Raw genomic sequence first — 21,857 nt, 5'->3', positions numbered from 1 at the left:
ATCTCAGCGAGGCTTTCACGGCGATCCTTGATCGGCAGGTAGGTCAGATCGATATCGACCGACAGGCGGAGCAGATCGCGGTAGAACAGATTGATCGCCGTGCCGCCCTTGAGCGCGAATGCCTTTTCCTTCGCGACATGCGGGAGCAGGCGCACGAGCAGCGCGACTTGGATTTCATAATCCTCACGTGCCATCGCCAGCCTCAGTCGCTACGAATTCCTCCGGCACCACGATACGGTACCGTGGGTGTATCCTGCCGCCCTTTACCAAGGCGCGGTCGCCGCTGCCAAGGTTGAATTCCTCGGGATCAAGGCGCTTGCGCCATGGGTGGCCGTGGCGATCAGCGAAGACGAAGAACAGCCGCCTCACCTTGATCTTCCTGCAACTGTACAGCAGCGCCGACAGCATCTTCGGGCGCAGCGTCGTCAGGCTCTCGAATACCATGTCGAGGTTGTGAAAGCTTTCATGGTCGGGCAGCTCATCGATAGCTTCGAGGATTGCCCGTTCGGGAGACGACATCCTGAGCTGCCAGTCCCAAGGAAGGGTTTGCCCGGCATCCGTGGTATCATCGGGAAGGCCCAGCTTCGGATCGCCAAAAAGAGACCTGCTGCGCGTCTCGATCGGCGCGTTCAGCGGCAGCTTCGAAAGCCAGTTCGGTATCGCTTCGCCATAGACCCATACCGGGGCGTTGCCGCCCAGGCGCAGGTAATGACCGTGACCCTGCTGGGCGAGCGCCGTCATGCCACCGACATGGACATCGTAGCGCATGATGTGCTGGACTGAGAGCAGGCAGATCTTCCAGTCGATCGTATCCGAAGCAGAAGTGCCCGGAAACGGGCGACGGAAAAGGCCTCGGGTAACTCGCTCGAGCCAGCCGCGCTTGACATAGTCGCGAAAGGTCTCGTAGGCGACACCATGCGCGGTGAGCCACGCGGCATCGATCAGATACCCTGTGGGTACTGCATCAAGAACCTTCTTCAGGTTTTGAGATCTTTCGGTCGCCATGACGCTTATGATGGCATATTTTCAAAGCAGACACCATGAGTCTCTTTAAAAAAAGTCCAACTACGGTGCTCCAAGCACTCCAATCAAGGATTTCTCAAGGGACGCTCGGTGCGTAGGACACCCCCTCCAAACCAGAACATGTCGATGCGAGCCGAAAAGATCGACACGTCTTCCCGCCACCTCGATCAGATCGACATATGCCACAGATAATCTTGCCACTCCGCTGACCGCATGCCCGAAGTCCAGGACACGCTATGTGCTGCGGTGAGATGACGATCGGCCCAAAACCGCCATTCAGGCGGTGTTGCAGCAAGATGCTTGAGGTCACCTCTGATCGGCTCTGCCGGCCATGCCGTCTGCCGTCACCTTGAAGTGCATATGCACCGGGCGATAGGGATGACGCCCCAGATGGCCCAGCATCTTGCCCACCGGCCCGTCAACCGGGATCGGATAACCTTCATGACTCCTGCCCCTACAGCTTCCCTGTGAGTTCCGAGACGACGCTGAACAGGTCGCCGACCAAGCCGTAATCGGCGATCTGGAAGATCGGTGCCTCCTCGTCCTTGTTGATCGCCACGATCACCTTGCTGTCCTTCATCCCCGCAAGGTGCTGGATGGCGCCGGAGATGCCCACCGCGACGTAAAGCTCGGGGGCGACCACCTTGCCGGTCTGGCCGACCTGCCAGTCGTTCGGGGCATAGCCCGAGTCGACCGCCGCCCGCGACGCGCCCACCGCGGCGCCGAGCTTGTCGGCCAGCTCTTCGATGATCGCGAAGCTCTCCTTCGAGCCGAGGCCGCGGCCGCCCGAGACCACCCGCTTGGCCGAGGTCAGCTCGGGGCGGTCGCTCTGCGCCACCTCGTCGGCCACCCAGGAGGACAGGCCGGGATCGGCGGCGGCGGCGGTCTCGGTGACCGGGGCGTTGCCGCCGATCCCCGCCGCGTCGAAGCTGGCGGTGCGGATGGTGAAGACCTTCTTCGCGTCCTTCGACTTTACGGTCTGGATGGCGTTGCCGGCATAGATCGGCCGCTCGAAGGTCTCGGCATCGATCACGGCCGAGACGTCCGACAGCACCATCACGTCCAAGAGCGCCGCGACGCGGGGCATGACGTTCTTGGCATCGGTGGTCGCCGGGGCGGCGATGTGGTCGTAATCGCCGGCCAGCGACACGATCAGCGCCGCGGTCGGCTCGGCCAGGCGGTGGCCGTAGAGCGCATTCTCCGCCACCAGCACCTTCGCGACGCCGGCGATCGTCGCGGCCTCGGCCGCGGCGGCTTGCGCCTGCGCGCCCGCCACCAGCACGGTCACATCGCCCAGAGCCTTGACCGCCTGCACCGCCTTGGCGGTCGCGTCGCGGTTCAGCGCGCCATCGGTGACTTCACCCAACAGAAGAACGGCCATCAGATCACCCCCGCTTCTTTCAGCTTGCCCACCAGCTCGTCGACCGAGCCGACCTTGATGCCGGCCTTGCGGCCCTCGGGCTCGCGCACCGAGACCACCTCGAGACGCGGCGCGACGTCGACGCCGTAATCGCCCGGGGTCTTTTCATCGAGCGGCTTCTTCTTGGCCTTCATGATGTTCGGCAGGCTCGCGTAGCGCGGTTCGTTCAGCCGCAGGTCGGCGGTGACCACCGCCGGCAGCGCCACCGCGATGGTCTGGAGGCCGCCGTCGACCTCGCGGGTGACCTTGGCCTTGCCGCCCTCGATCTCGAGTTTCGAGGCGAAGGTGGCCTGCGCCCAGCCGAGCAGCGCCGCCAGCATCTGGCCGGTGGCGTTCATGTCGTTGTCGATCGCCTGCTTGCCGGCGATGATCAGCTCGGTGCCCTCGCCCTTGGCCACCGCGGCGAGGATCTTCGCCACCGCCAAGGGCTCGATGTCCTGATGCACGTCGTCCGCGGCCACCACCAGGATCGCCCGGTCGGCGCCCATCGCGAGCGCCGTGCGCAGCGTCTCGGCCGCCTGCTTGACGCCGATCGAGACCGCGATCACCTCCTCGGCCTGGCCCTTCTCCTTCAGACGGATCGCCTCCTCGACCGCGATCTCGTCGAACGGGTTCATCGACATCTTCACATTCGCAAGATCGACACCGGAGCCGTCAGCGCGAACGCGCGGTTTTACGTTGTAATCAATCACCCGCTTTACGGGGACAAGGATCTTCATGATTTCCTCCTGAAATTATCAACAGACGGATCGGAAGCGCGTGACGATGGTATCGAGCACTTCGGCTGGATCGCGTTTCCACCAGTTGCCTGCCGAGAAGATCTCGACCTCGCAAAGGCCGTTGTAGCCGGCCGCTTCGACCGCAGAACGGATGGTCTTCAGATCGGCCACGCCATCGCCCATCATGCCGCGATCCAAGAGCACATCGGTTGTCTCGGCCAGCCAATCGCAAAGATGATAGCCGAAGATGCGGTCGCCCGCGCGGGCCAGTTGCCTGGGCAGGTCGGTGTCCCACCAGACATGATAGACATCGACCGCCACGCCAAGATTCGGCGCGCCGATGGTGTCGCAGATGTCCAACGCGTCGCGCAGGGTGGTCAGGCAAGAGCGATTGCCGCCATAGACCGGGTTCAACGGCTCCAGTGCCAGCTTGACGCCGCGCGCGGCGGCATAGGGCGCTGCCTCGGCCACACGGTCGGTGATAAGGCGCAGGCTTTCGACGACGCCGTGGGTGCCCGGTTCGACCCCGCCGGTGACGATGGTCAGAACCGGTGCGCCCAGCTCCGCCGCCATGTCGATCGAAGCATGGAAATCGTCCATCACCGCCTGTCGGCTCTGCGGCGCCAGGGGTCCAACGAGGAAGGGGGTCCGGCAGAGCCCCGCCACCGTCAGCCCGGCCGCACGGGCATGGGCGGCAATCCGTGCAGCGCGGGACCCAATCTCGCGCCGCCAGAAGACGATGCCGCCATAGCCGCGCTCGGCGCAGGCGTCGATGGTAAGCTCGGGCGACCAGCCGGCCCCTGCCCCCTCGACATTGTGGCCAAGCGTGGCGGTATTCAGCGCGAGCGCGGAAATGTCATGACTGAAGTCGCGCATCGTCAGGCGCCATAGACGGCCAGCAGCGATTTCATCCGCCGCACCGCCAGTTCGGGATCACGCAGAAGACCGCAGGCATCCGACTGCCGGAAGACCTCGGTGAAATAGGGCAAGGGCCGCATCGCCTGATGGCCGCTCAGCATGATGAAATGGTCCTGGAAACCGTTCAGCCAGGCCAGGAAGACCACACCGGTCTTGTAATACTGCGTCGGTGCGCGGAAGATCGTGCGGGCCAGCGGCACGGTCGGGTCCAGGGTGGCACGGAAACCAGCCTTGTCGCCTTCAGCCAGCCGGTTCACCGCGAAGGCGGCAGCGGGGGCCAGCGGATCGAAGATCCCCAGCAACGCGTGGCTGAACCCCTGCTCATCGCCCTCGATCAGTTCGGGATAGTTGAAATCGTCGCCGGTATACATCTTCACGCCCGCCGGCAGGCGGCGGCGCAAGGCGATCTCCTTGTCCTTGTCCAAGAGCGACATCTTGATGCCGTCCACCCTGGCAAGGTTCTGCTCGATCACCGCCAGAACGGTCTCCAGCGTGGCGTCGAAATCCGAACCGCCCCAATAGCCGGCCAGGGCAGGATCGAACATCTCGCCCAGCCAGTGCAGGATCACCGGCTGGTCGCAGGCCGACAGCACCTTGTCATAGACATGCAGGTAATCTTCGGGGCAGGTCGCGACGCGGGCCAGAGCGCGGCTGGCCATTAGCACGATGCGGCCGCCGACGGCCTGGATCGCCTCGACCTGCTCCAGATAGGCGCGGATGACGTCGTCCAGCGTCTTCGCGTCCGACGGGTCCAGGTGATCGGTGCCGCAGCCATTGCCGACCAAAGCCTCGGGCAGTTCCGCCTTGGTCCGGCGGATCAGTTCCAGCGCGCCGGGCCAGTCGAGGCCCATGCCGCGCTGCGCCGTATCCATCGCCTCGGCAATGCCAAGGCCGAGGCCGGCCAGGTAGCGGCGGAACGCCATCGTCTTGTCCCAATCCACCGCCGCGCGCCCGGAAGGGTCATTGGCGGTGAAGGGGTCGGCGACCACATGGGCGGCGGAATAGACGATGCGGGCCGGGCTCAAAGGCAGGATGGCCTGCGCGATGGGGGCGCCGGTCAGCGTGTAGTCGGCCATGCGGCCTTGCGTGTCGGGAAGTGCGATTTTCATGATGGCAGCTTTCAGAAACGCGGAACCAGCATCCCGGCATCGGCCGAGATCGCCTGTCCGGTGGTATAGGGAAGCCGGCCCGAGGCCAGCGATGCGATGATGGCGCCCATGTCGGCGGGCTGGCCGATGCGGGGAAACAGGGTCAACCCTTCTTCCGCGCGCTGGCGATAGGCGTCGATCACGGGGGCGGTCATCTCGGTCGCGATCAGGCCGGGCTGCACGTCATAGACCGCGATGTTTTCCGGCCCGAGCCGCACGGCCAAAGCCTTGGAGACCATAGCGGCGGCCGCCTTGGAGGCGCAATATTCCGACCGCTGCACCGCCACCGCGATCGCGTTCGACGAGGTGACGTTGACGATGGCGTGGAACAGGTTTTCCGGGCGTTCCCGCGCCAGCAGGCGGCGGGCGAAGGCTTGCGACAGGAAGAACATCGCCTTGCTGTTGACGGTCAGGCAGCGGTCCCAGCTTGCCTCGCTAACCTCAAGCAGGTCGCCGCGTTGCAGCACGCCCACGCCCGCATTGTTGACCAGCGTGGTCAGGGGGCCAAGCGCATCCTCGATCCGTTGCAGAGCGGCGTCATGGCCGGCGATGTCGGTCACGTCGAAGGGCGCCGCCACGACCGGCACGCCAAGCGCGGCGATGCGTGCGACGGCCGCCTGCAATTCGGCATCATCGATGGGACCGTTCACGGCGATGGCAAAACCTTCGCGGGCCAGTGCCTCGGCGGCGGCAAGCCCGATCCCGCGCGAGGATCCGGTGACAAGAGCGACCTGTGTCATGACTGGGCGCCCTTCTTCAGCAATTCGCGGGCGATGATCATGCGCTGGATCTGGTTCGTGCCCTCGTAGATCTGGGTGATCTTGGCGTCGCGATACAGCCGCTCGACCTCGAAGCCCCGGATATAGCCCGAGCCGCCGAAGACCTGCACCGCATCCGCCGTGCGCGCCACCGCCATGTCGCCGGCAAAGCATTTCGCCATCGAGCAGGCCTTGGTCGCGTCCTGCCCGTTGTCGATCTTGGACGCGGCCGAATGAACCAGAAGCCGCGCGGCCTCGATATCCTTGGCCATATCGGCCAGCAGCCATTGCACGCCTTGGAACTCGGCGATCTGCTTGCCGAACTGCTTGCGCGTCCCGGCATAGTCCAGCGCGGCCTCGAGCCCCGCCTGCCCGATGCCGACCGCCAGTGCGGCAATGCCGACGCGGCCCTTGTCCAGCACGCTCATCATCATGTGGAAGCCGCGCCCCGGATCGCCCAGCAGGGCATCCGCGCCAAGCCGCACATCGGTGAAGGTCAGGGCTCCCACCTGGCTGGCGCGTTGACCCATCTTGTGTTCCTTGGGGCCGCGCTCGACCCCCGCCGCGTGCAGGTCGACGATGAAGATCGACATGCCGCGATTGCCGGCCTCCTTGTCGGTGCGGGCCAGGACGAAGCCCAGGTCGGCGACGGGTGCGTTGTGGATCCAGATCTTGCCGCCGTTCAGCACCCAGCCATCGCCGTCGCGCACCGCCGTGGTGCGGATGCCGGAAACATCGGTCCCGGCTTCGGGCTCGGTGATGCAATAGGCGACCTTCTGGCGCATCGCCAGGATCTCGGGCAGCAGCTTGCGCTGCACTTCCGTGCCGTGGCGCACCAGAAGCGTCGAGATCAACTCCAGCAGACCGCATTGATCGGCCACGCTGGCATAGCCGCGCGACAGTTCCTCCATCACCACGGCATAGGTCAGCGTGTCGAAGCCCGGCCCGCCCATGCTTTCCGGCACACCGATGCCGAACAGGCCCAGCTTGGCCATCTCGTCATAGATCTCGGCCGGGAAACGCTCGTCGCGGTCCAGCGCCTCGGCTGCAGGCCGGATGACCTCGTCGGCGAAGGCGCGGGCCATGTCGCGCACCTGCAGCTGGGTATCGTTCAGATACATCCTCGAATCCCCTCCCGGTATGTAACTATCCAGTTACTTTATTTTAGGCGCCTTCCTTGCGTCAAGCGCCAAAACCGTCGGCGGTTTGGAAATCCGCTTGATCCGTGGCGTGGACTCATGCCAATTATAACTAATTGGTTACTTATGGGAGGAAGCCGATGAAACCATCCGACAAACGAAAGTTCGGCCGCACGGATCTGGAGGTGACCGGCTTTGCCTTCGGCACCGCACCGGTCGGCAATATTTTCCGCGAGATCGACGACCAGACCTCACGCGCCATGTTCGATCACGCCTGGGATGCCGGCGTGCGCTATTTCGACACCGCGCCGATGTATGGCCATGGCCTGTCCGAACTGCGCACCTCCGAGGCGCTGCGCTGGCGCAAGCGCGACGATTTCGTGTTGTCCTCGAAAGTGGGCCGCCTGCTGCGCCCGGCGCGACGCGACAGCATCGACTTCGCACCCTGGGTCAATGCCGCCCCATTCGCAATAGAGTTCGACTATAGTTACGATGGCACGATGCGCGCCTTCGAAGACAGCCTGCAACGGCTGGCGCTGGAGCACATCGACATCCTGTTCATCCACGACATCGACGTCTATACGCGCGGCACCGAGCAACACGAGGTATTCCGCCAGGCCATGGACGGCTGCTACAAGGCGCTGGACCGATTGCGCGACGAGAAGGTCGTGAAGGCTATCGGCGTCGGCGTGAATGAATGGCAGGTCTGCCATGAGGCGTTGAAGCAACGCGATTTCGACTGCTTCCTGCTGGCCGGTCGCTATACGCTGCTGGAACAGGACGCGCTGGACGCGTTCCTGCCGCTTTGCGAGGAGCGCGGTGCGGCGGTGGTCGTGGGCGGCGGCTTCAACTCGGGGATCCTCGCCACGGGTGCGAAGCCGAGCGCAAAATACAACTACGCCCCTGCCCCGGCCGAGATCATGGACCGTGTGGCAAAGATCGAGGCGGTCTGCGCCGAATACGGCGTCCCCCTGGCGGCGGCGGCATTGCAATTCGTCGTGGCACATCCGGCCGTCCCGGCCTTCTGCGCCGGCACGCGGACCGTCCAGCAGCTTGAGCAGAATCTGGAATGGTTCCAGCACCCCATTCCGGCCGCGTTCTGGGCAGCGCTGAAAGACAAGGGCCTGCTGCGCGAGGACGCGCCGGTTCCTGCCTGAGATCACGGGGCGGCGGCGCGGTCGTCGGCGCCCCGGACCTATCGGACCAGGATGGCCCGGAAGTCGTTGACATTGGTGCCGGTCGGGCCAGGGGCGAACAGGTCGCCCAAGGCGGCGAAAGCGGACCAGGCATCGTTCCCGGCCAGCATCGCTGCCGGATCGCGCCCCAAGGCCCGCAGCCGCGCCGCGCTGTCCCCATCGGCGAAGGCACCGGCGTTGTCCTCGGATCCGTCGATGCCGTCGGTATCGGCGGCCAGCGCGGCGATGGGCAACCCTTCGATACCCAAACCGAAAGCCAGTAGGAATTCGCTGTTGCGCCCGCCCTTGCCATTCCCGCGCAGCGTTACGGTCGTCTCGCCGCCCGACAGGATCGCCACCGGGCGCGTGAAAGGCCGGCCTTGGGTCGCGACCTCGCGGGCGATGGCGGCATGGACGCGTGCCACGTCGCGTGCCTCGCCCTCGATCGCGTCCGACAGGATCACCGCCGGAACGCCCGCCGCCCCGGCCCGCGCGGCGGCGGCTTCCAGCGACAGGCGCGCCGAAGCCACCACGCGAACCTCATGTCCGGCAAAACAAGGATCGGCGGGATCCGGCGGCAGGCCGTCCTCACCCGCGAACCATTCAGCCAGACGCGGTGGCACCTCGATCCGCCATGTTTCAAGCAGACGCCGCGCGTCCCGGCGGGTGGCGGCGTCCGGCACCGTCGGACCCGAGGCCACCTGCGCCGGGTCGTCTCCCGGCACGTCCGAGACGACCAGCGACACCACCCGCGCCGGATGCGCCGCGAGCGCCAGCCTGCCGCCCTTGATACGTGAGACCTGCTTGCGGATCACATTCATCACCGAGATCGGCGCACCACTGGCCAGCAGGATGCGATTCAGCTCGATCTCATCGTTCAGTGTCAATCCCTCGGGCGGGGCAGGAAGCAGCGCCGAGCCCCCGCCGCAAACCAGCGCCACGACCAGATCATCCTTGCTCAGCCCCCGCACGGCCTCGAACAAGGCCCCAGTTGCGGCGAGCCCAGCCTGATCGGGAACGGGATGCGCGGCCTCGATCACGCGGATATTGCGGGTATCGCAACCATAGCCGTAGCGCGTGACCACCACTCCCTCCACCGGCGCGTCCCACAGGCGCTCGAACGCCGCCGCCAGTTGCGCCGCACCCTTGCCGGCGCCGACCACGACCGTGCGACCCCTGGGACGATCCGGCAGATGCGCGGCCAGCGCGGTTTTGGGATCGGCAGCAGCCACCGCCGCGTCGAAAAGCCCGGCAAGAAACTCGCGATCCTCGGCTTTCATTCCATCTTCTCCCCTCGGCCCGTCGCTCCGAACCTTGCAGAGCGCTTTTCGCGAAACGCCGCTAGCCCTTCCCGCAGATCGCCGGATGCGGCGGCGACGCTGCCGGCCAGCACCTCGAGCACGCGCTCGCGTTCCTCGCCCTCGGCGGCGTTGACCAGCATCTTGGTGATTTCTGTTGCGCGCGGGGCGCGGGCAATCACCCGCGCAGCCAGCGCCTCGGCGGCAGCCATGCCAGCGCCTGTCGGGACGACCTGATCGACCAGCCCGAGGCGCTGCGCTTCCTCGGCGCCGAAAACTTCGCCGAACAGCGCCATCCGACGCACCGCACTGGCACCGAATCGACGCACCGCACGTTGCGTTCCCGACCAGCCGGGGATGATGCCAAGCGAGGTTTCGGGCAAGCCGAGCCGCACATGCGCCTCGGCCAGGCGGTAGTCGGCGCAGGCCGCCAGCTCCAGCCCACCGCCAAGGCAATGCCCGTTCAGCACCACGATCACCGGCTGCACCAGGCGGGCCAGCGCGTCGAAGACGGCATGGCCGTCGCACAGCCAGCGGCGGCCGAAATCGTCGGGCGACAATTGCGACCAGGCGGCAATATCGCCGCCCGCGCAGAATGAGCGGCCACCCTCGCCGGTCAGGATCACCACCCGCGCGTCGGATCGCTCGATCCGGCGGCAGAGCGGCAGCAATCCGTTCACCATTTCGGCGTCCAGGGCATTCAGCTTATCCGGGCGGCGGATGGTCAGCCGTGCGATATCCGCCTCGATACACAGATCGAGGCGCTGATCTTCGCTCACAGCGCCAGCCCCATCGGCGTGTCGCGAAACAGCGCCGCATCCATTTCCCTAAGGTCATCCGCCACGCGCATGGGCGTTGCGGCCTGATCCAGCACATCCCGCCGCAAGTCGACGCCAGGCGCGATCTCGGTCACCGTCAGCCCCTCGGGCAACAGACGCAACACGCAACGCTCGGTGACATAGGTGATCTCCTGCCCCTGTGCTACCGCGCGCCGGCCCGAGAAGCTTACCTGATCAACCTTTGGCACGATCTTGGCAACCTTGCCCTCGCGGTCAATCACCAGTCGGCCATCTTCAATTCGCATCTTCGCCCCGGCGTTGAAGTTACCGGAAAAGACGATCCGCTTCGCCCTCGCGGTAATGTCGACGAAACCGCCCGCCCCCGCCGTCCGATGCGGCGTCGCGGCAAGTCGGCTGACATTGACCGAGCCCTCGGCGTCGATTTCCAGGAAAGACAGCAAGGAACAGTCAAAACCGCCCGCCTGGAAATAGCAGAACTGATGCGGCGAAGCGACGAACGCCTCGGCATTGCTGGCGCAGCCGAACTTGAAATCCAGCAGCGGCACGCCGCCGACCGCGCCTTGCTCGATGACCCATGTCACCGCGCCATGCAGGCCCTCCTCGATCAAGATGCGCGGCACATTGGCCGAGATGCCAAAGCCGATATTCACCGCCCATCCCGATCGCAGTTCTTGTGCGACGCGCCTGGCGATGACCTTGCCGGGATTGAAATCCGCCGCGCGGAAACTGGCCAGCGGCCGGAAGACCTCGCCCGAGATAGCCGGGTCGTGCGGCGTCGCGGTGGTCTGCAACTGATCGGGCGCCTCGACGATCACATCGACCAGGATGCCCGGCACCTTCACGTCATGCGGCTTCAGCGTGCCTTGCGCAGCGACACGCCGGACCTGCGCAATGACGATGCCGCCGCAGTTGTGCGCGGCCAGCGCCATTTCCATCGCGCCAAGGGTCGCGCCCTCGTCCTCGAAGGTCAGGTTGCCGTTCTCGTCCGCCGTGGTCGCGCGGATCAGCGCCACATCAGGGCGCAGCGCGGGGAAATACAGCCAGTCCTCTCCCTCGAAGGCCAAGCGCTTCACGATGGGCGCGGCGCGGGCGCTGGCGTTCATCGCGCAGCCTTCCAGCGCGGGATCGGCAAAGGTTTCCATGCCAACCTTAGTCAGCACCCCGGGCCGCTGCGCCGCCCCCTCGCGCAGCATGTCGAAGACAATGCCCGAGGGCACGTTATAGGCCGCAACCTCCTCGGCCAGGATGCGCTGCCAGATCTTCGGCGGCTCGGCATTGGACGGCCCCGAGGGATAGGAACCGCCGATGATCCGCGCGATCATGCCGGGATGGGCGATATGGTCCACGCCGGGGGTGCCGAACATGTCCCCGGCGGCGATCGGATGGATGGTTGTCAGGCCGCGCGGGGCACCTTCCTGCGCAAAGCGCTCGCCCAGGGCCGCCAGGACATGATCGGGGCACAGCAATCCCGAAGATGAATTCACCGCGATCACCGCGCCATCGCGAACCAGTTCTGCCGCCTGACTGGCGGTCCGGATCTTGGACATTGCGCTCCTCCTTCGCAATTGCATCTTAAGTAACTAACTGGTTATCTATATATCTGTGATCCGCCCGTCCCGGCAAGAGGAAAACCGAGATCTGCGCGATGCAAGAACATGTGAGGGAGGACCAAGATGAACATTCTGCTGCAACCCGGATTCCTGCAGGGATTCGGCACGTTTCCCTTAAAGGGTGGCGCTCTGCGTGACGCGATCCATACGGCGGTCCAAGCTGGATACCGGACCTTTGACACGGCGCAGGGTTATGAGAACGAAGCGGACACCGGCGCCGCCCTGGCCGCGACCGGGATCGCGCGCGACCGTCTTTGCATCATCACCAAGGTCAGGCCCGAGAATTTCAGCGAATCGCGCTTTTTGCCCTCAGTCGAGGTCAGCCTGCGTGCCCTGCGAATCGACCGGATCGATGTGCTGCTTCTGCACTGGCCACCGGCCGGAGGCGACATCACGCCATCGCTGAGGCTGTTGCAAAAGGCATATGAGGCCGGATTGGCCAGCCATATCGGCGTGTCGAACTACACCGCCACGATGATGCGCCAGGCACGTGCCCTCGTCGATGTGCCGCTGGTCACCAACCAGGTCGAGTTTCACCCACTGCTGGATCAGTCGCGCCTGTTGGAAGCGGCCAGAGACACCGAGATACCACTCTCGTCATACTGCTCTCTCGCGCGCGGCGAGGTCTTCAAATACCCGCTATTCGGGGAAATCGGCAAGACGCATGGAAAATCCGCGGCTCAGGTCGTCTTGCGCTGGATCCTGCAAAAGGGTCTCAGCATGAACACCATGTCCACCAACCCGGAAAATATTCGTGCCAATCTGGAGACCATGGATTTCATGCTTTCGACGGATGAGATGTTCCGGATCGACGCTTTGAATCGCACGAATTGCCGCATCGTGGACCGCGACCGGGTGCCCTTCGCGCCCATATGGGACTGATACGCCGGGGGCGCGGTGACAGCCGCGCCCCGCAAAGCCTCAGTGATTGCCCCGGATCATGTCGGATGCCTTTTCAGCGATCATGATCGTCGGCGCATTGGTGTTCGAGCCGATCAGCGAGGGCATGACCGAACTGTCGCAGATCCTTAGCCCGTCCAGCCCGTGAACGCGCAATTGCGGATCGACCACCGACATCTCGTCCCGACCCATCTTGCAGGTGCAGGTCGGATGGTATGAGGTGCGGCCGTATTGGCGCGCATAGGCCTCGTAATCCGCCTGCGTGCGCACATTCGCATCGGGAAAGCGCAATTCGCGGATATATTTCCCCAGCGAAGGCCGGCTGAAGATTTCGCGGCTGATCTTCACCCCCTCGGTCGAGATGCGCAGATCCTCGGGCTCGGCCAGGAAGTTCGGATCGACCACCGGATTGTCGCGCGGATCGGAGGACCGCAGCGTCACCGTGCCCCGCGATTTCGGCCGCAAGGTATAGCTGTTCAGCGTGATCCCCGAAGATCCTTTCGGCACAGAAGGCACGCCCGCCTCGGCCCCCGCGCCGGCCAGGAAATGGAATTGCAGATCGGGACAGGGCGCCTCGCGGTCGGCATACCAGAAGGCCCCGCCCTCCACGACGTTCGAGGTCACCGGCCCCGAATTGAATAGCAGGTATTGCAGCCCGGCCCAGACCATCCAATGCGGCCTGCCATAGCGGTCGAGGCTTTCATGCCCCTCCAACTCGGCCACGATGTCGATGCCGAAATGGTCCTGAAGGTTCCGGCCCACGCCCGGCAAGTCCTGCACCACCTCGATGCCGTGGCTGCGCAGGTGATCGGCGGGGCCGACCCCCGACAGCATCAACAGCTTGGGCGAGCCGATGGCGCCCGAGGTCACGATCACCTCACGCTCGGCCCGCGCCACCACCGGCGCGCCACCCTTGCCGGCGACATATTCGACACCCACCGCCCGGCTGCCCTCGAAGACCAGCCGCAGCACCAGCGCGCCGGTCAGCACCGTCAGGTTCGGCCGCGACAGCACCGGGCGCAGATAGCCCACGGCCGCGGAACAGCGCCGGTTGTTGCGGATCGTCGTCTGATAGATGCCCGCGCCTTCCTGCATCGGCCCGTTGAAATCGGGATTATAGGGGATGCCGGCCTCCTGGCAGCTTTGCACGAAGGCGCGGCTGAGGAGATTGGGGCTGGGCAGGTTCGACACCCCCAGCGGGCCCTCGGTGCCGTGCCATTCGCCCGACAGGATCGTGTTCCCTTCCGAGCGGCGGAAGTAGCGCCGCACCTCCTCCGCGCCCCAGCCCTCGGCGCCCTCCTCGACCCAGCGGTCGTAATCGGACGGGTGGCCGCGGGTGAAGATCTCGGCATTGATCGAGGAGCCGCCACCCAGGACGCGGGCCTGGGCATAGGGGATCTCGCGGTTGTTGGCATGGCGCTGCGGCGCGGTCACCAGCCCCCAGGTCAGCGGCCCGGTGGTCATCTTGGCGAATCCCACCGGCATGTGGATCAGCGGGTTGCTGTCCTTGCCCCCGGCCTCGATCAGACAGACCCGCGCCTGGCTGTCCTCGGACAGCCGCGCGGCCAGCACGCAGCCGGCCGAACCGCCGCCGATGATGACGTAGTCGTAACCCTGCGCCATTACGCCGCCCCCTTACTTGATCCAATGCGCGCGCTTGCCGATCTCGACATGGACCGACTTGATCTGGGTATATTCCTCGACGCCATAGATGCCAGCCTCGCGGCCCCAGCCGGATTGCCGGAAGCCGCCCAGCGGCATTTCCGGCCCGCCCGCCATGATCGTGTTGACCCAGAACCGGCCCGCACGAACGCGCCGCGTCACGGTCAGCGCCTTGTCCAGATCCTTCGTCCACAGCGAGGCCGCCAACCCGTAGACGGTATCGTTGGCGATGGCGATGGCCTCGTCCACGGTCTCGAAGCGGAACGAGGACAGGACCGGGCCGAAGATCTCGTCCCGCGCGATGGCCATGTCCCGGCGCACGCCCGAGAACAGCGCCGGCGCGATGAAGCGGCCCGCGCCGATTTCCAGCACCTCGCCGCCGGCCAGAAGGCGCGCCCCTTCCTGCCGGCCCTTGTCGATATAGCCCAGGATCGTCCGGTTCTGCGCCTCGGTGGTGATGGCGCCCACCTGGGTCGCATCATCCAGCGGGTCGCCGATGCGGATGCGGCGCATCTTCTCGACCAGCAGGCGCTCGAACTCGTCGGCCACCGACGCCTCGACAACCAGCCGGCTGGAAGAAACGCAGCATTGCCCGGTGTTGAAGCTGATGCCGAAGGCCGCCGCGTCGGCGGCATCCTCAAGGTCGCTGTCGGCAAAGACGATGATCGGGTTCTTGCCGCCCAGTTCCAGCCCCAGCTTCTTGAAATTGCTGTCGGCGGCGGCGTGGACGCAGGACCGCCCCACCCCGGTCGAGCCGGTAAAGGACAGCATGTCGATGTCGGGATGTTCGGCCATCGCCTGCCCCACGGTGCCACCGGGTCCGGTGACGACGTTGTAGACACCCCTCGGCAAGCCGGCCTCGGCCAGGATCTCCGCAAGGATCAGCGTGGTGGCGCTGGTCACTTCGGAAGGCTTCACCACCATCGTGCAGCCCGAGGCGAGGATGAAGGGCACCCGCTCGCACAGGATCAGGAAGGGAAAGTTCCAGGGCGTGATCAGCCCGACCACGCCGATGGGCTCGCGCAGGACCATGCCGAACAGCCCGTCGCCCAGCGAGTTGAAGCTGTCGCCATGCAGCAGCCGGGCGGCGCCGGCGGCAGTCTCGAAACAGGCGATGCAGCCTTCGATCTCGGCCCGCGCCTGGCTGATCGGCTTGCCGTTTTCCAGCACCTCCCAATAGGCGACCTCGTCGCGGCGGCGGCGCAGGATTTCGGCCGCGCGCAGCAGCACGCCCGCGCGCTCGCCGCCCGAGATGCCGGCCCAGCTGCGATCCTCGAAGGCGCGACGCGCGGCGGCAACGGCATCGTCCAGGTCGCCCGCGGTGCAGCGCGCCACCCGCGTCACCGGCACGCCATGCGCGGGCGAGCGCTGTTCGGCCAATTCGCGGCCCTGCCGCCATTCGCCGTCGATGAAAAAGCCGAATTCGCGCGGCGACTCCGGAAGGGAAAGGGTGCGGGCGATCTGGTCCATCGTGTCGGGCTCCTGGGGAATGCTGCGGTGTCAGTCTTGCGAAATGACGATCTGGGTCTTCAGATCGGCGGGCCGCTCGGCCAGGGTCTCGAAAGCCTCCTGGATGCGCTCAAGCGGATAAGAGGCCGTGGTGAAGGCATCGGTGCGAAACCGGCCATGCGCCAGCAGCGCCAGCGCGTCATGCATGTCCTGACCCATGCCTGCGACCGAACCTTTCAGGCTGTTTTCTTCCAGGATCGTGCGCAGGACCGGCACCGGAACCGCCGCGTCAGCGCCGGTCAGGCCGAAGAAGGCGACATGGCCGCCCTTGCGGATCAGGTCGAATGCGGTGGCGTAAAGCGCCGGATGGCCCACGCTTTCGATCACCAGATCCGCACCCCGGCCGCCAGTCAGCTCAAGCACCGTGGCCTTCAGTCGCGCGGGATCGCTGACCGCGGCATCGGCGCCGGCATCGAAAGCCATCGCGCAGCGTTCCGCGGACAGGTCGGCCACGATGATCGGCGCAGCCCCCACAAGCCGCATCATCTGCACATGCAGGTTGCCGACCGGCCCCGCACCCAGCACCACGACCGATTGCGCGATCCCGGCCTGTGCCTTGCGCGCCGCGCGGACCACGCAGGCGACCGGCTCGGTCAGGGCGAGGATCTCGGGGGCGATGTCATCGGGCGCGGGAATGACCAGCCGACCGGGCAGCGCGACGCATTCGGCAAAGGCGCCGTCGCGGGTGATGCCAAGCTGCGCCATCTCGGGGCAGTTCAGCACCTCGTTGCGGCGGCACCAGTAGCAATGCCCGCAGCCGATATTGATGTCGGCGACCACCATCCGGCCCGGCGCCAGATGGCGCTGGTTTGCGCCGGCCTCCTCGATGATGCCGCAAAATTCGTGCCCCGGAATGATCGGCAGGTCGTCGGCCGCATAATGGCCGTGGAACATGTGCAGGTCGGTGCCGCAGATCCCGGTTCGGATCACGCGGATCAGCACCTCGTCCGCGCCGATCCGGGGGCGCGGCACCTCGCGCAGCTCGAAGCGGCGCGGGGCGGTCAGGACGGCTGCTTTCATCATGGTCATGGCTTACTTCACCGTGCGCAGTTTCGAGCGGTCGATGGTCAGGGCGATGGCGCCGATCAGCACCAGTCCGAACAGCATCTGCTGCTGCGTCGCCTCGACCCCCAGATAAAGCATAGAGGCCCGGATGACGGCGACGATCAGCGTGCCGATCAGCGTGTTCAGCACGCCGCCGACGCCCCCGGTCAGGGGGGTGCCGCCGACCAGCACCGCGACGATGGCGGGCAGCAGGAAGCCGTTGGCGATGGTCGGCGCGCCGCCCGACAGCTTGACCGAGAACAACAGCCCCGCAATCGCCGCCAGCGCCCCGGAAATCGCGAAGGCCAGCATCTTGTAGCGCCCGACATCGATGCCGGATGCCTTCGCCGCCGGCTCACCCGCGCCCACGGCCTTCAGCACCCGGCCCAGGATGGTGCGCCGTTCGATGAACAGGCACAGCGCCAGCAGGGCGGCGGCCAGGAACAGCTCGTTCGGGACGATGCCGGTATGGCCGATCATCCAGCCGAAGACGGCGTTCCTCTGTTCGGCATCCATGTTCAGGGCGCGGTTGCCCGACAGCCATTGCGCGATCGAAAAGCAGACCCCGCCCACCGCCAGGGTCGAGATGAACGAGGGCACGCAGAGCCGCGTGGTCAGGAAGCCCGACACCATGCCAAGCCCGAAGCCCGCCGCGATGCACAGCACCGCCACCCACGCCCCCAGCGAGGCGAGGTAGATCGAGGCGATGACCGTGATCATGTTGGCCATCGACTGCACCGAAAGGTCGATCCCGCCGATATAGATGGCAAAGGTCAGCCCCAGCGCCATGATGAACAGCGGCACGATATCGCCCGCAAGGCTCAGCAGGTTCGCGGGGCGCAGGAAATTCGGATCCACCACGCCGACCATGGCGGTCAGCACCAGCAGGGTGATCCAGGGAAGATGCGGTTTGATGCGTTGCATGGTCATCTGCGCCTCAGATCATGTGATGGAGAAGGTCGAAAAGCGACGGCTTGGCGCCCGGCCGGCAGTCGAAGCGCTGCCGGATCGCGCCATCCTTCAGCACGACAATGGTGTGCGACAGGCCGATGGCCTCTTCCAGCGTGTCGGCCACCAGCACGATGCCGACGCCGTCGTCGCTCATGTCGCGGATCATGTCGTAGACGTCTTCCTTGGCGCCGATGTCGAGCCCCCGCGTCGGGTGGTCCAGCAGCATGATGTCGGACCCGCCCGAACGCCATTTCGACAGCACCACCTTCTGCTGGTTGCCGCCCGACAGGTTGCCGCAATCGGCGAATTCGGAATGCGCCTTGATCGACAGCTTCCTGATCCAGTCCCGCGCCAGCGCCTTTTCGCGCGCCACGTCGATCACCCCCGCCCTGGAATAGCGTCCCAGCTGGGAAAGGGTCATGTTCTCATAGACGTTCATGCCCGAAACGATGCCCTCGACCTTGCGCTCGCGCGGCACATAGCCCACGCCCATCGCGACCGAGCGGCGCGGATTGAAGTCGCGAAGCTCTTGCCCCTTCATCTCGAAGCGGCCCGAGACCGGCGCCAGCATCCCGTAGATCGTGCGCAGGATCGCCTCGCGACCCGAGCCTTCGGTCCCGACCAGGCACAGCACCTCGCCCGGATGCAGCGCCAGGTCCAGCTTGTGCGGGCGCCCCGGCAGGACGATGTCGCGCATCTCGAACAGCTTCCGCGAGGCGTCATAGGGCTTCTGGCGCTGTTCGCGGTAATATTCGCGGTCCACGTGGCGGCCGACCATCTTGTGCTGGATCGCGCTGGCATCGGCATCGGCCTTGGCGACGACATCCATCACCTGCCCGTCCTTCATCACATAGATGCGGTCCGAAAGCGCCATCACCTCGTCCATGCGGTGGCTGACGAAGATGAAGGACGCGCGGCTGGTCAGCTCGCGCACCAGCTTGAAAAGCAGCTTCACCTCCTCCTCGGACAGCACCGAGGTCGGCTCGTCCAGCAGGATGACCAGGTCGCCCTCGACCCGTTCCTCCAGCGTCAGCACCTTGGCCAGTTCGACCAGCTGGCGCTGCGCAAAGGACAGGGCCGAAGTCACCGTGGCGGGATCGATCTCCAGCTTGACCTTGGCAAGCTGTTTCTTCGCAGCCGCGGCCATCGCCTTCCAGTTCACCACGCCCAGGCGGGTGAACTGCGCCTCGTAGCCCAGGAAGATGTTCTCCATCACCGTCAGGTTGGGGATCAGCGACTGTTCCTGGAAGACCATGCCGATGCCGCGTTTCATCGCCTGCCGGGGATTGGCGAAATGCACCGGCTTGCCGTCGATCAGGATCTGGCCGCCGTCGGGCTGATAGGCGCCGTAGATCACCTTCATCAGCGTCGACTTTCCTGCGCCGTTCTCACCGACGAGCCCGACGATCTCGCCGCGCTTGATGTGGAAGTCGATGGATTTCAGCGCATGGACGCCGGGGAATTTCTTGTCGACCGAGCTTAGCTGATACATGGCGGCCTCATTTCGCGAAACTGACAAGCCGCCGGTCGGTGGACAGCACGACCGCGACGATGACAAGGACGCCCAGCAACCCGTCCTGCAGGTAGTTGGGCAGGCCGATGACGACCATGCCATTGCCGATGACATTGACGATCAGCACGCCGACGACCGCGTTCAGCACGCCGCCGATCCCACCCCACAGCGCGACGCCGCCGACGACGACCGAGGTGATGGCGATGAACATCAGGTTCGCGCCTGTCACCGATTCCGCCTGCCCCAGCCGCGCCACCTGGAAGATCGCGGCGATGGCGTAGAACACCCCGGCCAGCGCGAAACCCGCCAGCCGCACCCGGCGCACGTTCACGCCCGAGGCATGGGCAAGCTCCTCGCCGCCGCCGACGGCGTAGAAGTTACGGCCAAGCGTCGTGTGGTTCTGGATGAACCAGGCCAGCAGGACCAGCAGGACGGCGATATGGACCATCAGCGGAAAGCCGAGAATCCGCCAGGTCAGCAGGGCGCGGAACACATCGTCATCAATGCGGACGATATCCCCGCCCGTGACCAACACCGCCGCCCCGGTGCCAACGAAGCCCATCGCCAGGCTGGCCATGAACGACGGGATCTGAAGCCGCACATGGACCATCCCGGTCAGCCAGCCGAAGAAGGCGCCGCAGGCCAGGATCGCCGGAATGGCCAGCCAGGCGCCCGCGCCCAGGGAACCGCCCAGCTTCAGGAACAGCAGGCAGAACAGCACCGCGCAAAGCGACACCGCCCCCTCCATCGACAGGTCGATGGAGCCCATGACGATGATGAAGGTGACGCCAAGCGCCACCATCATCGGCGGCGTCGAGGCCAGCGCGATCCGGGCCAGGTTGCGTTGCGACAGGAAGACCGGATTGATCGCCGTGAACAGCACGACCAGCCCCAGCAGCACGAGGGCTGGAGCCCATCGGATGACATTCTCGCGGGTGAGCTTCATCTTCAACGCAGTTCTCCTCAACACTGCCGGACCGCGCGCCCCGAAGGACGGCGGGGAGGACCGCCGCGCGGTCAACCCATCGGATTCTCAGAAATCAGCGATACTGGATCTGGCCGTTGCTCGGCCCCCAGAAGTCGATCCAGTCATATTCAGGCGTGGCGTCCAGATACTGCGCCTTGAACTCGGCCGCGTCGTTCTGGGTGATCAGGACGGTCGGACCGTAGAACTCACGATGCTCATGCGGTTCCTCGGACGGTTTGAACGTGCCGATGGCCGCATGATAGGCCAAGGCTGCCGAGATGCCGCCACCCCAGAAGGGATTGGTGAAGACCGTCGCCAGAAGCTGTCCGTCCATGACCAGCTTCACCGCCTCGGGATTGCCGTCATAGGCGACGATCGGCATGTCGGTGATGCCCTCGGCCCGCAGCGCCTCGATCACGCCATAGGCGATGTTGTCGGCCGCGCAGTGAACGCCGGTGATGCGGTCGCCATAGCGGGTCAGGAAAGAGGACATCAGCTCCGCCGCCTTGGTCGTGTCCCAATCGGCGGGCTGCGCGTCCAGCAGTTCGATATCGGGAAAGTCCTTCAGCGCGTTCTGCAACCCGGCCAACCGCTCGACCGCCGGATTGTTCGCCGCGATGCCGCCCAGATGCACGACGCCGCCCTTGCCCCCCATCGCCTCGAACAGGATTCGCGCGGTTTGCTCGGAGGGCTGTTCGTCCGACCAGGTCATGTGGCTGACGTAATTGTCGCCGAAATCCCAAGGATGCAGATCATCGGTCTTGTTCCAGATCGTCGAGATATAGCCACCCGCCGCCTGCACCGCCTCGACGATGGGCCGGGCGTTGGGACTGTCATTAGGGTCGCAGGCGATGGCGCAATTGCCGCCGGTCTTGGCCAGGAAGGCCTTGATGTCGGCCAAGGATTTTTCCGACGAGCCCTCGCTGATCAGGTTGACCATGTCCGACTTGCTGCGGCCGATGGATTCGACGAAAGCCTCGCCCCCTGACACGACGGCATTCCAATAGGCCGAGGCACGGTCGCGATAGCTCCATGCAATTGCGGGATCAGTCAGGGCGGCGCGTGCCTGACCGCGTCCGAATACGGCCGGAACGGCGAGCGTCGCCATGCCGGCAGCCCCCGCCAGCAGCAACTTGCGACGGGTTATGACCTCACGGTCGATATAGTCCTTGATAAAGGTGGACATCTTCAGCCTCCCCATAAGGCGCCGCCCGGATCTCTCCTCAGATCCACAGATGGCGAACGCCGCCAAATTAACGCACTAACTGGTTACTTTCTTTGGGGGCGTGGAGTCAAGCGTAAT

The 21,857-nt window shown here is 65.4% G+C and carries 21 protein-coding genes; 2 read left to right on the top strand and 19 right to left on the bottom strand.

All coding sequences use genetic code 11. The features are described 5' to 3' along the window. From L632_RS0119910 to L632_RS0119870, 9 genes are all read right to left on the bottom strand, one after another. Nucleotides 1–194 (bottom strand): nucleotidyl transferase AbiEii/AbiGii toxin family protein (locus tag L632_RS0119910; RefSeq protein WP_028717449.1); only part of this gene is annotated, 194 nt, incomplete at its 3' end. Further along, nucleotides 184–1,005 (bottom strand): type IV toxin-antitoxin system AbiEi family antitoxin, encoded by an 822-nt coding sequence (locus L632_RS0119905; protein WP_028717448.1) that lies wholly within the window; start codon nucleotides 1,003–1,005, stop codon nucleotides 184–186. The genes L632_RS0119910 and L632_RS0119905, both read right to left, overlap by 11 nt. A gap of 324 nt (nucleotides 1,006–1,329) precedes the next feature. After that, nucleotides 1,330–1,536, bottom strand: a complete 207-nt coding sequence (locus L632_RS25100) for a hypothetical protein (RefSeq protein WP_256380450.1) — start codon at nucleotides 1,534–1,536, stop codon at nucleotides 1,330–1,332. Further along, nucleotides 1,478–2,404, bottom strand: a complete 927-nt coding sequence (locus tag L632_RS0119895; RefSeq protein WP_028717447.1) for an electron transfer flavoprotein subunit alpha/FixB family protein — start codon at nucleotides 2,402–2,404, stop codon at nucleotides 1,478–1,480. The genes L632_RS25100 and L632_RS0119895 overlap by 59 nt, the downstream gene beginning before the upstream one ends. Beyond that, the gene (locus tag L632_RS0119890; protein WP_028717446.1) at nucleotides 2,404–3,162 is read right to left on the bottom strand and encodes an electron transfer flavoprotein subunit beta/FixA family protein; all 759 of its coding nucleotides are present in this window, start codon (nucleotides 3,160–3,162) and stop codon (nucleotides 2,404–2,406) included. Before L632_RS0119890 ends, L632_RS0119895 begins: the two co-directional genes overlap by 1 nt. Nucleotides 3,163–3,180: 18 nt before the next feature. Then, complete coding sequence (locus tag L632_RS0119885; RefSeq protein WP_028717445.1) at nucleotides 3,181–4,038, bottom strand: sugar phosphate isomerase/epimerase; 858 nt, start codon at nucleotides 4,036–4,038, stop codon at nucleotides 3,181–3,183. Nucleotides 4,039–4,040: 2 nt separating this feature from the next. After that, nucleotides 4,041–5,189 (bottom strand): dihydrodipicolinate synthase family protein, encoded by a 1,149-nt coding sequence (locus L632_RS0119880; RefSeq protein WP_028717444.1) that lies wholly within the window; start codon nucleotides 5,187–5,189, stop codon nucleotides 4,041–4,043. Between the two features lie 11 nt (nucleotides 5,190–5,200). Next, nucleotides 5,201–5,968 carry a 3-ketoacyl-ACP reductase gene (locus L632_RS0119875; protein ID WP_028717443.1) on the bottom strand — a complete coding sequence of 256 codons (768 nt, stop codon included), beginning with the start codon at nucleotides 5,966–5,968 and terminating at the stop codon, nucleotides 5,201–5,203. Beyond that, on the bottom strand, nucleotides 5,965–7,107 hold the full coding sequence (locus L632_RS0119870) for an acyl-CoA dehydrogenase family protein (protein WP_028717442.1): 1,143 nt from the start codon (nucleotides 7,105–7,107) through the stop codon (nucleotides 5,965–5,967). The genes L632_RS0119875 and L632_RS0119870 overlap by 4 nt, the downstream gene beginning before the upstream one ends. A gap of 158 nt (nucleotides 7,108–7,265) precedes the next feature. Between L632_RS0119870 and L632_RS0119865 the strand changes: the two genes are divergently transcribed. Next, the gene (locus tag L632_RS0119865; RefSeq protein WP_028717441.1) at nucleotides 7,266–8,282 is read left to right on the top strand and encodes an aldo/keto reductase; all 1,017 of its coding nucleotides are present in this window, start codon (nucleotides 7,266–7,268) and stop codon (nucleotides 8,280–8,282) included. Nucleotides 8,283–8,320: 38 nt separating this feature from the next. Here the strand turns inward: L632_RS0119865 and L632_RS0119860 are convergent, their stop codons facing one another. The 3 genes from L632_RS0119860 to L632_RS0119850 are packed head-to-tail and all read right to left on the bottom strand — an operon-like array spanning nucleotide 8,321 to nucleotide 11,945. Beyond that, entirely contained in the window at nucleotides 8,321–9,580 is a 1,260-nt protein-coding gene (locus L632_RS0119860) for a glycerate kinase (RefSeq protein ID WP_028717440.1), read from the bottom strand. Further along, nucleotides 9,577–10,377, bottom strand: coding sequence for an enoyl-CoA hydratase/isomerase family protein (locus L632_RS0119855; RefSeq protein WP_028717439.1), 801 nt, complete (start codon nucleotides 10,375–10,377; stop codon nucleotides 9,577–9,579). Before L632_RS0119855 ends, L632_RS0119860 begins: the two co-directional genes overlap by 4 nt. Beyond that, the gene (locus L632_RS0119850) at nucleotides 10,374–11,945 is read right to left on the bottom strand and encodes an acyl CoA:acetate/3-ketoacid CoA transferase (protein WP_028717438.1); all 1,572 of its coding nucleotides are present in this window, start codon (nucleotides 11,943–11,945) and stop codon (nucleotides 10,374–10,376) included. The genes L632_RS0119855 and L632_RS0119850 overlap by 4 nt, the downstream gene beginning before the upstream one ends. Before the next feature lie 126 nt (nucleotides 11,946–12,071). Between L632_RS0119850 and L632_RS0119845 the strand changes: the two genes are divergently transcribed. Further along, a complete protein-coding gene (locus tag L632_RS0119845) occupies nucleotides 12,072–12,890 on the top strand; it encodes an aldo/keto reductase (protein WP_028717437.1) in 819 nt (272 codons plus the stop codon). A 39-nt stretch (nucleotides 12,891–12,929) separates the two neighbouring features. Here the strand turns inward: L632_RS0119845 and L632_RS0119840 are convergent, their stop codons facing one another. From L632_RS0119840 to L632_RS0119810, 7 genes are all read right to left on the bottom strand, one after another. Continuing rightward, entirely contained in the window at nucleotides 12,930–14,531 is a 1,602-nt protein-coding gene (locus L632_RS0119840; protein WP_028717436.1) for a GMC family oxidoreductase, read from the bottom strand. 12 nt (nucleotides 14,532–14,543) lie between these two features. After that, nucleotides 14,544–16,040, bottom strand: a complete 1,497-nt coding sequence (locus L632_RS0119835; protein WP_028717435.1) for an aldehyde dehydrogenase family protein — start codon at nucleotides 16,038–16,040, stop codon at nucleotides 14,544–14,546. Nucleotides 16,041–16,070: 30 nt separating this feature from the next. Further along, nucleotides 16,071–17,108: a zinc-binding dehydrogenase gene (locus tag L632_RS0119830; RefSeq protein ID WP_028717434.1), complete on the bottom strand. Its 1,038-nt coding sequence runs from the start codon at nucleotides 17,106–17,108 to the stop codon at nucleotides 16,071–16,073. 3 nt (nucleotides 17,109–17,111) lie between these two features. After that, the gene (locus L632_RS0119825; protein ID WP_232221008.1) at nucleotides 17,112–18,047 is read right to left on the bottom strand and encodes an ABC transporter permease; all 936 of its coding nucleotides are present in this window, start codon (nucleotides 18,045–18,047) and stop codon (nucleotides 17,112–17,114) included. 13 nt (nucleotides 18,048–18,060) lie between these two features. Then, the gene (locus L632_RS0119820) at nucleotides 18,061–19,566 is read right to left on the bottom strand and encodes a sugar ABC transporter ATP-binding protein (protein WP_028717432.1); all 1,506 of its coding nucleotides are present in this window, start codon (nucleotides 19,564–19,566) and stop codon (nucleotides 18,061–18,063) included. Nucleotides 19,567–19,573: 7 nt separating this feature from the next. Beyond that, on the bottom strand, nucleotides 19,574–20,533 hold the full coding sequence (locus tag L632_RS0119815) for an ABC transporter permease (RefSeq protein WP_036698957.1): 960 nt from the start codon (nucleotides 20,531–20,533) through the stop codon (nucleotides 19,574–19,576). 94 nt (nucleotides 20,534–20,627) lie between these two features. After that, nucleotides 20,628–21,740, bottom strand: coding sequence for a sugar ABC transporter substrate-binding protein (locus L632_RS0119810; RefSeq protein ID WP_028717430.1), 1,113 nt, complete (start codon nucleotides 21,738–21,740; stop codon nucleotides 20,628–20,630). Nucleotides 21,741–21,857 lie beyond the last annotated feature (117 nt).

This window comes from Paracoccus sp. J39 (assembly GCF_000518925.1).
Lineage (GTDB): Bacteria > Pseudomonadota > Alphaproteobacteria > Rhodobacterales > Rhodobacteraceae > Paracoccus.
Note: the sequence above shows the minus strand (reverse complement) of the source record. Positions and strands in the feature narration are given on the sequence as shown.

Excerpts from the sequence above, each read along its gene's own strand:
- L632_RS0119905 (WP_028717448.1), bottom strand. The coding sequence starts at position 1,005 with ATGGCGACCGAAAGATCTCAAAACCTGAAGAAGGTTCTTGATGCAGTA.
- L632_RS0119895 (WP_028717447.1), bottom strand. The coding sequence starts at position 2,404 with ATGGCCGTTCTTCTGTTGGGTGAAGTCACCGATGGCGCGCTGAACCGC.
- L632_RS0119890 (WP_028717446.1), bottom strand. The coding sequence starts at position 3,162 with ATGAAGATCCTTGTCCCCGTAAAGCGGGTGATTGATTACAACGTAAAA.
- L632_RS0119885 (WP_028717445.1), bottom strand. The coding sequence starts at position 4,038 with ATGCGCGACTTCAGTCATGACATTTCCGCGCTCGCGCTGAATACCGCC.
- L632_RS0119880 (WP_028717444.1), bottom strand. The coding sequence starts at position 5,189 with ATGAAAATCGCACTTCCCGACACGCAAGGCCGCATGGCCGACTACACG.
- L632_RS0119875 (WP_028717443.1), bottom strand. The coding sequence starts at position 5,968 with ATGACACAGGTCGCTCTTGTCACCGGATCCTCGCGCGGGATCGGGCTT.
- L632_RS0119870 (WP_028717442.1), bottom strand. The coding sequence starts at position 7,107 with ATGTATCTGAACGATACCCAGCTGCAGGTGCGCGACATGGCCCGCGCC.
- L632_RS0119865 (WP_028717441.1), top strand. The coding sequence starts at position 7,266 with ATGAAACCATCCGACAAACGAAAGTTCGGCCGCACGGATCTGGAGGTG.
- L632_RS0119860 (WP_028717440.1), bottom strand. The coding sequence starts at position 9,580 with ATGAAAGCCGAGGATCGCGAGTTTCTTGCCGGGCTTTTCGACGCGGCG.
- L632_RS0119850 (WP_028717438.1), bottom strand. The coding sequence starts at position 11,945 with ATGTCCAAGATCCGGACCGCCAGTCAGGCGGCAGAACTGGTTCGCGAT.
- L632_RS0119845 (WP_028717437.1), top strand. The coding sequence starts at position 12,072 with ATGAACATTCTGCTGCAACCCGGATTCCTGCAGGGATTCGGCACGTTT.
- L632_RS0119840 (WP_028717436.1), bottom strand. The coding sequence starts at position 14,531 with ATGGCGCAGGGTTACGACTACGTCATCATCGGCGGCGGTTCGGCCGGC.
- L632_RS0119835 (WP_028717435.1), bottom strand. The coding sequence starts at position 16,040 with ATGGACCAGATCGCCCGCACCCTTTCCCTTCCGGAGTCGCCGCGCGAA.
- L632_RS0119830 (WP_028717434.1), bottom strand. The coding sequence starts at position 17,108 with ATGACCATGATGAAAGCAGCCGTCCTGACCGCCCCGCGCCGCTTCGAG.
- L632_RS0119825 (WP_232221008.1), bottom strand. The coding sequence starts at position 18,047 with ATGCAACGCATCAAACCGCATCTTCCCTGGATCACCCTGCTGGTGCTG.
- L632_RS0119820 (WP_028717432.1), bottom strand. The coding sequence starts at position 19,566 with ATGTATCAGCTAAGCTCGGTCGACAAGAAATTCCCCGGCGTCCATGCG.
- L632_RS0119815 (WP_036698957.1), bottom strand. The coding sequence starts at position 20,533 with ATGAAGCTCACCCGCGAGAATGTCATCCGATGGGCTCCAGCCCTCGTG.
- L632_RS0119810 (WP_028717430.1), bottom strand. The coding sequence starts at position 21,740 with ATGTCCACCTTTATCAAGGACTATATCGACCGTGAGGTCATAACCCGT.